Annotated in this window: 12 protein-coding genes; 10 read left to right on the forward strand and 2 right to left on the reverse strand. The window is 61.7% G+C overall.

What is annotated here, in order from left to right; translation table 11 throughout:
* Genes HGO40_RS05905 through HGO40_RS05940 form a run of 8 tightly spaced genes read left to right on the forward strand, consistent with a single transcriptional unit; the run spans position 1 to position 6,550 of the window.
* Positions 1–1,260: an NAD(P)/FAD-dependent oxidoreductase gene (locus tag HGO40_RS05905; protein WP_186729470.1), complete on the forward strand. Its 1,260-nt coding sequence runs from the start codon at positions 1–3 to the stop codon at positions 1,258–1,260.
* On the forward strand, positions 1,257–1,985 hold the full coding sequence (locus HGO40_RS05910) for a class I SAM-dependent methyltransferase (protein ID WP_250962270.1): 729 nt from the start codon (positions 1,257–1,259) through the stop codon (positions 1,983–1,985). Before HGO40_RS05905 ends, HGO40_RS05910 begins: the two co-directional genes overlap by 4 nt.
* Positions 1,982–2,464 carry a DUF3261 domain-containing protein gene (locus HGO40_RS05915; RefSeq protein ID WP_250962271.1) on the forward strand — a complete coding sequence of 161 codons (483 nt, stop codon included), beginning with the start codon at positions 1,982–1,984 and terminating at the stop codon, positions 2,462–2,464. The genes HGO40_RS05910 and HGO40_RS05915 overlap by 4 nt, the downstream gene beginning before the upstream one ends.
* On the forward strand, positions 2,461–3,657 hold the full coding sequence (locus HGO40_RS05920; RefSeq protein WP_250962272.1) for a beta-ketoacyl-[acyl-carrier-protein] synthase family protein: 1,197 nt from the start codon (positions 2,461–2,463) through the stop codon (positions 3,655–3,657). The genes HGO40_RS05915 and HGO40_RS05920 overlap by 4 nt, the downstream gene beginning before the upstream one ends.
* Positions 3,654–4,121, forward strand: coding sequence for a hotdog family protein (locus tag HGO40_RS05925; RefSeq protein WP_250962273.1), 468 nt, complete (start codon positions 3,654–3,656; stop codon positions 4,119–4,121). Before HGO40_RS05920 ends, HGO40_RS05925 begins: the two co-directional genes overlap by 4 nt.
* The gene (gene fabG / locus HGO40_RS05930) at positions 4,118–4,846 is read left to right on the forward strand and encodes a 3-oxoacyl-ACP reductase FabG (protein ID WP_003197011.1); all 729 of its coding nucleotides are present in this window, start codon (positions 4,118–4,120) and stop codon (positions 4,844–4,846) included. Before HGO40_RS05925 ends, fabG begins: the two co-directional genes overlap by 4 nt.
* Entirely contained in the window at positions 4,846–6,072 is a 1,227-nt protein-coding gene (locus HGO40_RS05935; protein ID WP_250962274.1) for a beta-ketoacyl-ACP synthase, read from the forward strand. The genes fabG and HGO40_RS05935 overlap by 1 nt, the downstream gene beginning before the upstream one ends.
* A gap of 31 nt (positions 6,073–6,103) precedes the next feature.
* Positions 6,104–6,550, forward strand: a complete 447-nt coding sequence (locus HGO40_RS05940) for an excinuclease (RefSeq protein ID WP_250962275.1) — start codon at positions 6,104–6,106, stop codon at positions 6,548–6,550.
* Positions 6,551–7,026: 476 nt separating this feature from the next.
* Here HGO40_RS05940 and HGO40_RS05945 read toward each other — a convergent pair whose 3' ends face one another.
* Positions 7,027–7,557, reverse strand: coding sequence for a hypothetical protein (locus HGO40_RS05945; protein ID WP_250962276.1), 531 nt, complete (start codon positions 7,555–7,557; stop codon positions 7,027–7,029).
* Positions 7,558–8,041: 484 nt separating this feature from the next.
* Between HGO40_RS05945 and HGO40_RS05950 the strand changes: the two genes are divergently transcribed.
* Complete coding sequence (locus HGO40_RS05950; protein WP_250962277.1) at positions 8,042–12,055, forward strand: dermonecrotic toxin domain-containing protein; 4,014 nt, start codon at positions 8,042–8,044, stop codon at positions 12,053–12,055.
* A gap of 63 nt (positions 12,056–12,118) precedes the next feature.
* Here the strand turns inward: HGO40_RS05950 and HGO40_RS05955 are convergent, their stop codons facing one another.
* A complete protein-coding gene (locus tag HGO40_RS05955; RefSeq protein ID WP_250962278.1) occupies positions 12,119–13,021 on the reverse strand; it encodes a LysR substrate-binding domain-containing protein in 903 nt (300 codons plus the stop codon).
* Between the two features lie 140 nt (positions 13,022–13,161).
* On the opposite strand from HGO40_RS05955, the gene HGO40_RS05960 reads away from it, so the two are divergent.
* A complete protein-coding gene (locus HGO40_RS05960; RefSeq protein WP_502943215.1) occupies positions 13,162–14,415 on the forward strand; it encodes an MFS transporter in 1,254 nt (417 codons plus the stop codon).
* The last annotated feature ends 80 nt before the right edge of the window (positions 14,416–14,495 follow it).

Below are 14,495 nucleotides of genomic sequence, written 5' to 3' on the forward strand. Positions count from 1 at the left end.
ATGCCTGTCACTGAAACGGAATATCGCCAGGTCGTCATCATCGGTGCCGGCCCCTCCGGTGCCATCGCCGCCGCCCTGCTCAAGCGCAAGGGCCACGATGTGCTGGTCATCGAGCGCCAGCATTTCCCACGGTTCTCCATCGGTGAGAGCCTGTTGTCCCATTGTCTGGATTTCGTTGAAGAAGCCGGCATGCTCGATGCGGTGAATGCCGCCGGGTTCCAGCGCAAGAACGGCGCCGCGTTTGCCTGGGGCGAACGCTACAGCGCCTTCGATTTTGGCGAGACCTTCAGCAACGGCAAGCCCACGACTTTCCAGGTGCAACGCGCCGACTTCGACAAGTTGCTGGCCGACCAGGCCGCCCTGCAAGGCGTGGAAATCCGTTACGGCCAAGCGATCACCAGCGCCGACTTCAGCCTCGCCAAGCCACGCCTGGGCGTGCAGCGCGAAGACGGCAGCGAGTACCTTGTCGAAGCCGACTTCGTGCTCGATGCCAGCGGCTATGGCCGCGTCCTGCCGCGCCTGCTGGACCTCGAGGCGCCGTCGAACTTCCCGGTGCGCCAGGCCGTGTTCACCCACATCGAGGATCGCATCGACGCCCCGGCGTTCGACCGGGAAAAAATCCTCATCACCACCCACCCGAGCAAACGCGACGTGTGGTTTTGGACCATTCCGTTCAGCGGCGGACGCTGCTCGGTGGGCGTGGTCGCGGCGGCGGAACATTTCGCCGGCCGTACCGACGACCTCGATGCCTGCCTGCGCGGTTTCATCGACGAAACCCCGAGCCTGGCCGGCGTGCTGCAGAACGCGGTGTGGGATACTCCGGCGCGGACCATCGGCGGCTACTCGGCTAACGTCAAGACCCTGCACGGCCCGGGCTTTGCCCTGTTGGGCAACGCCGCGGAATTCCTCGACCCGGTGTTCTCCTCCGGCGTGACCATTGCCATGCGGTCGGCGAGCATGGCCGCCGACGTGCTCCACCGTCAGCTGCAAGGTGAAAGCGTGGATTGGCAAAGCGAGTTCGCCGAGCCGCTCAAGCGCGGCGTCGATACCTTCCGCTGCTACGTCGAAGGCTGGTACGCCGGCACCTTCCAGGACGTGATTTTCTACACTGAAGGCTCTGACGACATCCGCCGCATGATCAGTTCGATCCTGGCCGGCTACGCCTGGGATCAGCGCAACCCGTTCGTCAGTGAACCCAAGCGGCGCCTGCGCATGCTCTCGGAAATCTGCGCGAGCCCGGCGCCGAGCCAGCAACCATGAGCTACCTGAGCGACAACTACGTCGAAGAAACCCGCTTCGGCTTCTGGTTCCTGCGCAGCCACACCTGGCAGCACCATGTGTTGCGCGTGGCGATCAACGATCTGCGCAGCCTGTTCAGCACCGCGCTGCCGGCCAACCCGGTACTGCTGGACGCCGGCTGCGGCCAGGGCAAATCGTTCCAGTACCTGCGCCAGGCGTTCGCACCACAACGCCTGATCGGCGTGGATGCCGACCCCCACAGCCTCGACCTGAGCCGGGAGGAAGCCGCGCGCCAGGGCATGGCCGTGGAGCTGATCGGCAGCGACTGCGCGACCTTGGCAGTGCCCGACGCCAGCGTCGACCTGCTGTTCTGCCACCAGACGTTCCATCATTTGGTGGAACAGGAAAAAGCCCTCGCCGAGTTCTACCGCGTCCTCAAGCCCGGCGGCTATTTGCTGTTCGCCGAATCCACCGAAGCCTACATCGACACCTGGGTGATCCGCTGGCTGTTCCGCCACCCGATGCACGTGCAGAAAAGTGCTGCGCAGTACCTGCAGATGATCCGCGATCAAGGGTTCCAGTTCGAAGAACGCAACGTGTCCTACCCGTACCTGTGGTGGAGCCGTGCCAAGGATTTCGGCCTACTGGAGCGCTTGGGCCTACGCCGGCCCAAGCCGTTTGGCGAACGTGAGGAAACCTTGGTCAACGTGGTGGCGCGCAAGCCTCGCGAAGGGGCTGCGGGATGATCCGTGGCCTGCTGATCGCCTGCGTGTTGCTGCTCAGTGCCTGCGCCAGCCAGGCACCACTGCCCGCCCGCACGCCAACCCTGGCATTGCCGATGCAACTGCACATCGAGCGGACACTGGCCGGCCAGCGTCAGGACTGGTTGCTGGTGGTCCAGCGCGAAGGCAGCGGCATCCGTTGGTCGATGATGGACCCGTTGGGCATTCCCCTGGCCCGCCAGCGCCTGGTCGACGGCCAGTGGCAGGCCGACGGTCTGCTGCCCCCCAATGCCGAGGCCCGGGAGTTGTTCGCCGCCCTGCTGTTCGCCCTGACGCCTGAGGTCGAGCTGCCCGGCAACTACCCGGCGGCGCGACAACAGGCGTCGCAACGGACCCTCGAGCGTCGTTGGCAGGTGCGCTACACACAACCGCTGGATTTTGAAATGAGCCTGCCCCAAGGCCTGCGCTACCGCATCACACCGTTGACCGAGAACGCCCCATGACCGCCTATTTGAATGCCCTCGGGGTGATCTGTGCCCTGGGTCGCGACAAACACACCGTCGCGCGCAACCTGTTTGCCGGTGACTGCTCGGGCGTGCGCAGCGAGACTGGCTGGGTGGCCGAACGGGCCTTGCCGGTCGCCGCGGTGCCCGGTGAACTCGCGTCCATCCCCCCGGCCCTGGCAGCGCAACGCAGCCGCAACAATCAACTGCTGCTGGAGGCGGGGCTGCAAATCCGCGCCGAGATCGACCAGGCCATCCAGGCCTACGGTCGCGCCCGCATCGGCATCGTCCTGGGCACCAGCACGTCGGGTATCGACGAGGCCAGCCAGGGCATCGCCCATTACCTGCGCGAGCAACGCTTCCCGGACGGCTATGACTATCAGCAACAGGAGCTCCGCGCGCCGGCCAACTTTCTTTCCGACTGGCTCGGCCTCAGTGGCCCGTCCTACGTGATTTCCACGGCCTGCACCTCCAGCGCCCGCGCCTTGATGAGCGCCCGGCGCCTGCTGGACCTGGGCCTGTGCGATGCCGTGCTGTGCGGTGGCGTGGACAGCTTGTGCAAATTGACCCTCAACGGTTTTTCCGCACTGGAGGCGGTGTCGAACGAGCGCTGCAATCCGTTCTCGGTGAACCGCAGCGGCATCAACATCGGCGAAGCAGCGGTGCTGTTTCTCATGAGCAAGACGCCAGGCGAGGGAGTACCGATTGCCTTGCTCGGCGACGGCGCCAGTTCCGATGCCCACCATATTTCCGCGCCTGAACCCAGCGGTCGCGGCGCGCGCCAGGCCATGGAAAAAGCCCTGCGCTGCGCCGGCCTCGACGCCAGCCAGATCGATTACCTGAACCTGCACGGCACGGCCACCCAACACAATGACGCCATGGAAAGCCAGGCCGTGGCTGGGCTGTTTCCGGCGGGCGTGCCCTGCTCGTCCACCAAGCCCATGACCGGCCATACCCTCGGTGCGGCGGGGGCGTTGGAAGCGGCGTTCTGCTGGCTGGCCCTGAGCACCGAAAACACCGCCCTGGCCCTTCCGCCGCATGTCTGGGACGGCCAGGCCGATCCTGCCCTGCCGGCGCTGGACTGGGTCACCACCCACACCCGCCTGGACCCGGCCACCCCGCGCCGCCTGATGAGCAACTCATTTGCCTTCGGCGGCAACAACGTCAGCCTGATTATCGGAGACGCCCCATGATTGACTGGCCGCTCGCCGAACTGCTGCCCCATGCCGGCGACATGATCCTCATCGACCGGATCCTGTCGTTCGATGACGAACAGATCCACACCCACGCCACCGTCACGTCCGGCGGCTTGTTCAACCGTGACGACGGTGCGCTGCCGGCCTGGGTCGGCATCGAGTTGATGGCCCAGAGCGTCGCGGCGTTTGCCGGTTGCCACGCACGCCAACGCGGCGATGCCGTGGCGCTGGGTTTTCTGCTCGGCACCCGCAAGTTCGAATGCAACGTCGACTGTTTTCCCCTTGGCACCGAGCTGAGCATCCATGGTGTGCGCTCCCTGGAAGACGACAACGGCATGGGCGTGTTCGAATGCCACATCCACGCGCCAGGCATCCATGCCATGGCCCGGCTCAATGTCTTCCGTCCCCCCCAGGCCGCCCATTACCTTCATGAACCGTCCGCAACAGGAAACCCGTCATGACTGAATCCGTACTGGTCACCGGCTCCAGCCGTGGCATCGGCCGCGCCATCGCCCTGCGCCTGGCCCAGGCCGGGCATGACATCGTGCTGCACTGCCGCAGCGGCCGCGCCGAGGCCGAAACGGTCCAGGCCCAAATCCAGGCCCTGGGCCGCAACGCCCGGGTGCTGCAATTCGACGTGGCCGACCGCGCCGCCTGCAAGGCCATTCTCGAAGCCGACGTGGAAACCCACGGCGCCTATTACGGCGTGGTGCTCAATGCCGGCCTGACCCGCGATGGCGCCTTCCCGGCCCTGAGCGAGGACGATTGGGATGTGGTGATGCGCACCAACCTCGACGGTTTCTACAACGTGCTGCATCCGGTGATGATGCCGATGATCCGTCGCCGCGCCGCCGGACGGATCGTCTGCATCACCTCGGTTTCCGGGCTGATCGGCAATCGCGGCCAGGTCAACTACAGCGCCTCGAAGGCCGGTTTGATCGGCGCGGCCAAGGCATTGGCAATCGAGTTGGGCAAGCGCAAGATCACCGTCAACTGCGTCGCGCCGGGGTTGATCGACACTGCCATGCTCGATGAAAACGTACCTGTGGAAGAACTGATGAAAATGATCCCCGCCCAGCGCATGGGCACCCCGGAAGAAGTGGCGGGCGCGGTGAACTTCCTGATGTCCGCCGAAGCCGGCTACATCACCCGGCAGGTCCTGGCCGTCAACGGAGGCTTGTGCTGATGAAGCGCGTCGGCGTCACCGGCATGGCCGGCATCACGTCCATAGGCAGCGACTGGGAGACCATCGCCGCCAACTTCGCCGCCAACCGCAGCGGCATCCGGCGCATGGATGAGTGGGACCGTTTCACCGAACTGAACACCCGCCTGGCCGGGCCCATCGACGACTTCCAGGTTCCGGCCCACTGGACCCGCAAGCAACTACGCAGCATGGGCCGGGTCTCGCGCCTGGCGGTGGGCGCGGCGGAACAGGCCCTGGCCGATGCCGGCCTGCTGGGCGACGAATCGATCAAGGACGGGCGCATGGGCGTGTCCTGCGGTTCGTCCACCGGCAGCACCGACGAGATCAAGGCGTTCGGCAACATGCTGCTCAACAGCGTGGCCGAAGGGTTGCACGCCAACTCCTACGTGCGAATGATGCCCCACACCACGGCGGCCAACATCAGCATCTTTTTCGGGCTGACCGGACGGCTGATCCCGACGTCCAGTGCCTGCACCAGCGGCAGTCACGGCATCGGCTATGCCTACGAAGCCATCAAGTTCGGCCGCTTGCCGCTGATGCTCGCCGGCGGTGCGGAAGAACTGTGCCCGACCGAAGCGATGGTCTTCGATGCCCTATACGCCACCAGCCTGAAAAACGATGCGCCGCAAACCAGCCCGCGGCCCTACGACAAGGGTCGCGATGGCCTGGTGATCGGCGAAGGCGCCGGCATGCTCGTGCTGGAAGAACTGGAGCACGCCCTGGCCCGGGGCGCACGGATTCACGCCGAGATCGTCGGCTTTGGCAGCAACGCCGACGGCCAGCACGCCACCCGCCCCGAACTGATCACCATGCGCCGGGCCATGGAACTGGCCTTGGAAGACGCCGGCCTCGAACCCTCGGCCATCGGCTACGTCAATGGCCATGGCACCGCCACCGAACAGGGCGACATTGCCGAAACCCAGGCCACCAGCAGCCTGTTTGGCGAACACATGCCCATCAGCTCGCAGAAGAGTTTCCTCGGCCACACCCTGGGCGCCTGCGGAGCGCTGGAGTCCTGGTTCAGCATCGAAATGATGAACCGCGACCTCTACGTGCACACGTTCAACCTCGATGAAGTCGACCCCCAGTGCGGCAAGCTCGATTACCTGCGCAACGAATTCCGGCCGATGAGCCATGAATACGTGATGAACAACAACTTCGCCTTTGGTGGGGTCAACACCTCGCTGATTTTCCGCCGCTGGCACTGATAACCGCTATCCCTGGTCAAGGAGACTGATGATGTCATTGAAGAAAATCGCTGTTACCGCCGCCCTGTTGCTCAGCGCCATGCCGACCCTCAGCCAGGCCCGTGATACCACGCTTTACCTGCCTTTCGACAAAGTCGTCAACGAAGCCATCCGCACCGGCAAGATCGACCGCAGCGTGAAGTTCTACCTGGCGGGCGACGAGCCACAGGGCAAAGTCAGCGTGCTCAGCGCGGGCGAGGTCACCAATAAAAAAACCAACGCCTTCAACAAATCCGACGTAGAAGCCTGCGAATGGGTGGTGCAATCGGCGCTGATCAGCCTGCACCAAGCCGCCAAGGCCGCGGGCGCCAACGCCGTCATCAACATCGTCAGCTTCTACAAGCGCAACGAACGCCGGGATGCCACCACCTATGAATGCCACGCCGGCGCGATCATGGCCGGCGTTGCGTTGAAAGGGGATCTGGCGAAGGTGCAATAAAAAAAGCACCTCGGCCATGCCCTTGCGATCTTCGCTGGAATGTAGGAGCTGTGTAGGAGCTGTCGAGTGCAACGAGGCTGCGATCTTTCCCCAAACACTTGAGTCCCAAGTGAAAGATCAAAAAATCAAAAGATCGCAGCCTTCGGCAGCTCCTACAGGGTCCGATAGCGGTGGATCAGCGATGGTGATGTTGGCTATGCTGCCGTCATCGCGAGCAAGCTTGCTCCCACAGGGCTTGGTGGCGTGCCCAGATACTCCGAACACCCAAAATCCACTGTGGGAGCGAGCTTGCTCGCGATAGCGGCGGGTCAGTACCGGTGATGTTGGCTGTACAGCCGTCATCGCGAGCAAGCTCAGCTCCCACAGGGTTTGGGCTTGACGCCTCGGTGCTCTTCAACCTGTTTGGAGAATCCCAGCAGTCCGTGTAACAGCCATGAATCTTGCTCCCGCTGGGCTGCGCAGCAACCCCTGTTTTATTAGCCGTTCTCCTTCATCGCATTCGGGTGCAGGTAATAAACCTCCGCCAACCTAAGCGCAGGTAAAAAGTCCTCCGCCATCGGCACCCCCTCCCGCACGATGATCATGAAACGTTTCTGCAGCGTATTAATAATCTCATCGCCATTGCTCAAGCGACTGCCGACCAGCGCAATGTCGCTATTGTTTTTCCCGGCGCCAGTGATGATCCGTGCCGTGCTGCCATCGGCATATACCACCTCATCGCCTTTCTGCGCGGCGCGTACTTTCCAGCCATTATCCAAGGTGAACGTCAACGACGACGACACCTGCTGGATCGTCCCGCCGTCACGCGTCTGGCTGCCCTCTGTGGCCACTCGGTAGATGGCGATGGGCGGATGAGCTTCGACGAAGGCTTTTTGTCGGTTCATGAATGCCGCGACTTCTTCGCCGTAACCCTCCAGTTGGCGTGGCTCCAAGTACAAGTCATCCAAATGACGAAGTGATTCCTGGGAGATTTCGTTGGTGTAAGGGGCATCCAAAGATGAGTGCATTTCCAAGGGCCTTATTCATGGGCTTCAGGCTGCGTTCCTTTGCGCCGGGAATGCGCACTGAGCCGGACGATTCGGAATGATGAATAAGACGTTGCTGGGCAGGTGAGTCGCAATCCCAACGGCGTGGCATCTGGGACAAATAGGAAGTGTCGTAACCGGAAATGCGCACTTTCCTACAATCTCGATGCAACGCGACCATTCCCGGGGACGGACGCTGGCCGAGCAGGCTACTTTTATCGCCGCGCAACCGCACTCACTGACATTGATAAACACCGGGCACTGGTTGCTTGAAGAGCAATCACAAGCCACCCGCGACGCGATCCTGGCGTTCCTGCGGTACAAAGAATATCCGCGATCCCTGAAACTCGTGACTCCACACTGACAACTGCACTGCCGCCCTTCCTTCGTGCGGTATCTATTTACCGCTCCTGCGTCGGTTTTCCCCAATAGCTTGTCTTTTCCGAAACTTTCCCAGGAAGAGACTATGTTGGATCACGACTTATCGGGCCAGATCAACGCCTCGCAGCAACGAATAATAAACCTGAGCAAAGCCGCGCCACGGCCTTCTGAGGTCACCCGGCAGCACCTGGACTATTGGCTCAAACGAAGCTTTCCCATCCTGGCGGGCGACATGACGGTGGACAAGCTGTCCGTGCGTGTATCGCAAAAAGCTTCCGTCCCTCAATCGGACGGTGAGCCCAACGGGTCAAGCTCCGAACCAACGGATAAAGACATCACCAGCCTTGAGATCTTTTTCTGGCGCGCCATCACCGGCCAGATCGATATCAGCGACAGCTTGGCGGATCTGGATAACCTTGAAATAGTCCAGGAATTGGACAGTTCCAAGCGAGTGCCCACCCTTCTGAACAGTCATCGGGCGAAAGAAAAATTCCGTCAACTGCTCAATACCACGCCAGTCGCTTATGAACAGCTGCTCACGATGTCGCTGGATAACTTCTGGGATAGGCCCGCCGCGTTCAGCCAGGGACAAAGCGTCAACGGCTGGTTGGCGGACGAACTCGCTACGCAACTCAAGGCACTGGCGGACCTTCATCTACACGACAAGACGCTGAGCCGGCAGATGCACAAGGCGATAATGGACTCGCTGTCGGCGCCGGACGCGGCGTCTCGAAACAAGCTGGCGGAACGTTACAGGCCCTGGGTGTACAGCCTGAGCGCCATCTACCTTGATTGGGGATTGTCCGTTCCGGTGACCAGCGCCGTTGCCCTGTCCCGGCACAACGCAGATACGGATTGGGGCGGAGCCGTACTGTACCGTCCCGGTAAGCCGTTGGAGATCTACGAGAATTTGCAGCAACTGAAGACCTCGTTCATAGGCGACAGCGCCGCCGATGAGGTGGAGCTCGTGCCGTTGGCGCAAAACTTCCTGACGCGTTTGGCCACGGACGTGCGTACGGCGCAAAAAGCCGCCATTCGCGATGCTTTGTCGGATGACATTGTCGAAGGGGAAAACATCTCCAGTTGGGTGCATCGGCTGGACGCCGCAGCGGACCTGGGTATTCGACTGGATCTGGCTGGCGTCCTGGACGAACGTGAGTTTCGGCTGAAACTGGCAAGCCTCGATCATTGGCTCCACGCCAACCCGCACATCATCGGCAACGATCGCCTGGCATGGTGGAAAGCGACGCAGGCCCTGCAGAACACCATCGCCGATACGCCAGCACCGCCGGACCCAGTGTCGATGGCCACTCCAGAGGCCATTCGAGACCAGGCCCGCACGCTACTCGCCGGCTACATCAAGGAAAAATACCCACCTGCCGACCCTGAAGACATCACCCTGAGCATTCGAAAAGAGGCGCTTGATCCGCACGCACCGACGGGCCATTCACCGTTCGGGTCCGGGGTCTCCATGGGCAGTGCGCAAGCGTTCCATGACGACAGGCGCTCCCTGACGGACTGGGCGATGTCCAACCTGACAGATGATGAACGCCAGGCAGCTCACCACACCGTGGTCGGCCCGTTGAGCTTCCCGCAGATTGTCGAGGTCATCGAGCGGGCAGACGTGGGTGCGCGCCTTCCGGTGGTGCTGCAACGCATGGCACGGGAGCGACAGACTCAATGGATGAGTGTGAAAGCAACGCAAATGCGGGCCGAGGTGTGGGCGGCCCACATCTCGGGAGACTTGCGACACGACAAGGACAACACCGGCGTGAAGCTGGTCTTGGCGGCGCTGGATTGCCCTGGGTCGGCGGGACGTGACAAGGTCAACGGGCACGAAGTGGTCGTCCGGCAATTGCATTGGGGCGACAGCGTGCTGAAGGACCTGCTTGCGTTCGGAGTGAAGTCATTCGCCAGCCGCCCTTCGTTGACCTTGTACACGCCAGGTGCGCCGGATGGAAAGACCTTCAGGGACGTGGATACATCAGGCAGCGGTCGAGCGCTGCAGACGGCGTTGGCGCAGACCCTCACGGCCACACCGCAAATGACCCGCTGGCTGATCTCCCAACTTCCGCTGCTGGAGCAAGCCGCACAGCTCGCAAGCCTGTTGCCGGCAGAGGACAACCTGACCATCCCAGAGAAAATCAAGAAGGTCACGCAATCTGTTTTCACTTGGTCGAAGGACAGGACGCGAAGCGATTTCGCCTTGAAAGTCACTTCACCCGTGGTCGAGGGAGACCTGTTCAAGGCACTGCATGAAACGCAAATAACCCATGCCCTCAAAACGGTACAGGCCCTGACAGTGACCAACGCCGAACGCGACAGCGCGGCGGCTCGGGAAGGGCGTCGCAACGGTGTAGCCCTGTTGACGGGGGCTATGTCGATGGCACCGGCAGGCCGCTTGGCTGGGACAGTGGGACGCGCAATTCTACCGACCATGGCAGGCGGTGCCGCCGTCTCGGCGATACAGGATGAAGGCGGTAGCGTCAGCCAGTGGGCAAGCGATTTCATCCGCGGGCTGGGTGAGGTGCTTGCCGAAGGCGGGCAAGATTTGATCATGGCCCGCGCGACGCGGCCCAGAGGCAACGCCTACCCGGCCTTGGCATCGCTGCCTCGCATGCCGGACCCGCGGTTGGAGGCATTCCAACTGAAAGGCTTCGAGGGCAAGGGCCTGGTGCCGGAGGGGCGCAACCGCTATAGGGATTTGCACGGGCAGGGTTATCTGAAGCTAGGCAAAGATTATTTCAAGAGGGCTTTCCAGGACGGCGAGCAAGTCATCTACGCGCCGAACAACCGCACGGACCAGCGCACAGTGACGTGGGAAAACGGCCAATGGACCGTTCAGGAGCGCCGGCGTTTGCTCGGCGGTGGTGTGTATTGGAGTCGACCCCAAGAACGTCCGGAAGACAAGAAACACAACGCCTTGGTGGAAGGGGTCCTGCCCAACGGGCATGACCTCCCCAGTGAGGCAGTCGATGTGATGAAACGTGTGATTCACTCAATGCCGGAAACATTGCTGGACCGCGTACTTCAAGAAAGCATGAACGATATAGGCGCCCCCAATATCGAAAGCTACCGCTTGCACTTGAAACAGATCAATCGGCAGAACGCTAAAGATTACGAACCCAAACGTAAACATCTACTTCATAAGCTTGGCATTTGGGATCTTGTCGAACAAACGAGTGGTACGCTTCAAAAAGAAAAAAACCTCTCCCTGAGCCTTCCGCAAAAATATCGACTTTATGACACGCTCATCCTGCACAAGGAGGAATTCATCCTCGAAGGACGCCTGAAGGCCAGTGCAACTATCCTGCCGGATAACGTAACCGGTGCGAAATACATTGTGATCACTCCAAGAAACGGGCGAAAAAAAGACGCCGTCGACAAAATATCGAAAGACATCAGCGACACAGTCCAAGTTGTCGAGAAACGGCTGGAATCCAAACTTGACACCTTGTTCCCTGGAGACGAACCCTCCGTGGTTGCTGCAAGAGAGGCCTATATCGAATCACCGGAATATCGAATCGACAATATTGATGAGTTTCGAAAAGAGCGACTGCGCCGACACAAGCCCGGGCTGCTCACGGAGATCAGGAACTACAAAATTCGCCATATCATCATTAACCGGGGCAAGACACAGCGAAGTGCGCATCTCACCACCGAAAATGACATCGATACCTTCACCCGCTCCCTCAAAAACTACAGCCCATTCGATATCGAGCTGGTCACCCAAGCCGCCTCCCACAAGGGGACCGGACAAGCAGCCTCTTCGGCTCCTGCCCCTGCCGCGGCGAAGCCCTCGACGGTTATCCCTGAGTACACGGTGACAGTCAGTCCCCTGGCTGACGCGCAGATGTCATATGACAATTTCCCGGCCCCCGCCCGGGCGAAAGTCAGCGAAATCATGGATGACCTCCGAGCCGGCAGAATCACCACTAAAAAAATCAACCGCTATTACTGGTACGACATGGCACAGTTGGCTCCCGGCGGCGGACGGGGCGCATGGCGCGCCGCATTCGAACGTCAAGGCAATACCTGGATTCTCCAAGGCTTCTACGACTATCACGCCACCAGACACGCCACGTTTTGGGGGGACTAAGCCAAGCGCAAGGCCAGCCCCGGGAGTTGGGCAAACAGGCGCGGCCTGCGTCGAATGCCATCGTTAGGCACTGGATGATTGCGCTCCGTCGGTCAACAGCCCTATGAATGCTTGTGCCATCGGCGAACGCTGGTCCTTGCGCTGGACCAGCCACACCGCCGAAACCGCCGCCGGGTCGAGCAGCGGCCGATAGACCACGCCGTCGATACGCATGCGTTGGTAAGATGCCGGCCGCTCCGAGCCCCCGCGGCCAGCCGCCACCAGGCCGATGATGGTCATGGCCTCCCCGGCTTCCGGGGCGAAGTGCGGGCTGAAACCGGCGTCGCGGGCCAACGATAAAAGCGGGGCGTACAGACCGCTGCCGTAGCTTCGTGGGAAAAATACGAAAGGCTCGTGGGCCAGCGCCGACAAGTACAAGCCTTCGTCGCTGCGCTGGGCGAGCGGATGCTTGGCGCTGAGCACGGCTACCAGCGGATCGCGGCTGAGTTCGATTTCCCTCAGGGTATCGGGCAGGGGCAACGGCCGCATGATGCCCACCTCGATGGCTTCGTCCACCAACGCATCCGAGACCTGGGTGCTGCTCATTTCCCGCAGGTTAAGGTGAACGGCCGGGAAGCGTTGACGGAAGGCGAAGATGGCTTGGGGAATGGTCGAGTTGAACGGTGCCGAGGACGTGAAGCCGATCTTGAGTTCGCCTAACTCCCCCAGTTGCGCACGGCGGGCCACGTCGGCGGCCTTGTCGACCTGGGCCAATACCCGTCGCGCTTCTTCAAGGAACAACCGTCCGGCCTCGCTCAATTCGACCCGACGATTGGTACGCTCGAACAGCCGCGCGCCAATCTCCTGCTCCAGTGCCTGGATCTGCTGGCTCAACGGCGGCTGGGAGATCCCCAGGGCCAGCGCGGCGCGGCCGAAATGCAGTTCTTCGGCAACGGCGATGAAATAACGCAGGTGACGCAGTTCCATGGGCCCCCCAATAGGTCGTTTAACGTCTTAAACAGGTCGAACAATATATTGGATAGAAACATTAGCCGGCTATATGCTTTTTTCATCGCCTGCCTGATCGTGTCCTTGCGAGGTCCACCGTGAAAACTGCTGTCGCTCCACTGGCCCATGAAATCCCGCCGCGTGCGCAGGACGTCGCCGTCGAACTCAAGGACATCTATATCGAGAAAGGCACGCCGTTGTTCATGCGCACGGTGCTGGCGCTTTTCTGCGGTGGCTTTGCGACCTTCGCCCTGTTGTATTGCGTGCAACCGATGATGCCGCTGCTGTCCAAGGAGTTTTCCATAAACGCGGCGCAGAGCAGCCTGGTCTTGTCGGTGGCGACCGGCCTGCTCGCCATCGGCCTGTTGATCACCGGTCCGATTTCCGACCGCATCGGCCGCAAATCGGTGATGGTCACGGCGTTGTTCGCCGCGTCGCTGTGCACGATTGCCAGCGCGATGATGCCGACTTGGGAAGGTGTACTGCTGCTACGCGCCTTCGTCGGGCTGTCGTTGAGCGGGTTGGCGGCGGTGGCGATGACTTACCTGAGCGAGGAAATCCACCCCAAGCACATTGGCTTGGCGATGGGGCTGTACATCGCCGGCAACGCCATCGGCGGCATGTGCGGACGCCTGATCGCCGGGGTCTTGATCGACTTCGTCAGCTGGCACACCGCGATGCGGGTGGTAGGTGGCCTGGCGCTGATTGCGGCGGCGGTGTTCTGGCGGATTCTTCCCGAGTCACGCAACTTCCGTCCCCGTTCCCTGCATCCGCGCAGTCTGTTGGACGGTTTCACCCTGCACTTTCGCGATGCCGGGTTGCCGCTGTTGTTTCTCGAAGCGTTCGTGCTGATGGGCGCATTCGTGACGCTGTTCAACTACATCGGCTATCGCCTGCTGGCCGAGCCTTATCATCTGGACCAGGCCTTCGTCGGGTTGCTGTCGGTGGTGTACCTGTCGGGTATCTACAGCTCGGCAAAAGTCGGCGCACTGGCGGACCAGCTCGGTCGGCGCAAAATGCTCTGGGCGACCATCGCGCTGATGCTCGCGGGCCTCTTGCTGACCATGGCCACGCCGCTGTGGCTGGTGATCCTGGGCATGCTGGTGTTCACCTTCGGTTTCTTCGGCGCCCATTCGGTGGCCAGCAGTTGGATCGGCCGCCGCGCCCTCAAGGCCAAGGGCCAGGCCTCGTCGCTTTATCTGTTCAGCTATTACGCTGGATCCAGCGTTGCAGGGACGGCGGGCGGCGTGGCCTGGCACCTGGGCGGCTGGAACGGGATCGGTTTGTTCATTGGTGGCTTGCTGGTGATGGCGTTGTGGGTGGCGGTGAAGCTGGCGAAATTGCCGTTGTTGCCGGGGAATGTGCAGGGCTAGCCCTCACTTCCACCTCCGGGACAGCGTGGCTACTTTGTGGCGAGGGAGCTTGCTCCCGCTGGGTGGCGCAGCCGCCCCAA

This window comes from Pseudomonas sp. CG7, assembly GCF_023701885.1.
GTDB classification, from domain to species: Bacteria; Pseudomonadota; Gammaproteobacteria; order Pseudomonadales; family Pseudomonadaceae; genus Aquipseudomonas; species Aquipseudomonas zanjanensis.

What these genes read in the sequence shown, in the direction of transcription:
- HGO40_RS05925 (WP_250962273.1), top strand. Translation starts at nt 3,654, where the DNA reads ATGATTGACTGGCCGCTCGCCGAACTGCTGCCCCATGCCGGCGACATG.
- HGO40_RS05915 (WP_250962271.1), top strand. Translation starts at nt 1,982, where the DNA reads ATGATCCGTGGCCTGCTGATCGCCTGCGTGTTGCTGCTCAGTGCCTGC.
- HGO40_RS05950 (WP_250962277.1), top strand. Translation starts at nt 8,042, where the DNA reads ATGTTGGATCACGACTTATCGGGCCAGATCAACGCCTCGCAGCAACGA.
- HGO40_RS05935 (WP_250962274.1), top strand. Translation starts at nt 4,846, where the DNA reads ATGAAGCGCGTCGGCGTCACCGGCATGGCCGGCATCACGTCCATAGGC.
- HGO40_RS05945 (WP_250962276.1), bottom strand. Translation starts at nt 7,557, where the DNA reads ATGCACTCATCTTTGGATGCCCCTTACACCAACGAAATCTCCCAGGAA.
- fabG (WP_003197011.1), top strand. Translation starts at nt 4,118, where the DNA reads ATGACTGAATCCGTACTGGTCACCGGCTCCAGCCGTGGCATCGGCCGC.
- HGO40_RS05905 (WP_186729470.1), top strand. Translation starts at nt 1, where the DNA reads ATGCCTGTCACTGAAACGGAATATCGCCAGGTCGTCATCATCGGTGCC.
- HGO40_RS05920 (WP_250962272.1), top strand. Translation starts at nt 2,461, where the DNA reads ATGACCGCCTATTTGAATGCCCTCGGGGTGATCTGTGCCCTGGGTCGC.
- HGO40_RS05910 (WP_250962270.1), top strand. Translation starts at nt 1,257, where the DNA reads ATGAGCTACCTGAGCGACAACTACGTCGAAGAAACCCGCTTCGGCTTC.
- HGO40_RS05955 (WP_250962278.1), bottom strand. Translation starts at nt 13,021, where the DNA reads ATGGAACTGCGTCACCTGCGTTATTTCATCGCCGTTGCCGAAGAACTG.
- HGO40_RS05940 (WP_250962275.1), top strand. Translation starts at nt 6,104, where the DNA reads ATGTCATTGAAGAAAATCGCTGTTACCGCCGCCCTGTTGCTCAGCGCC.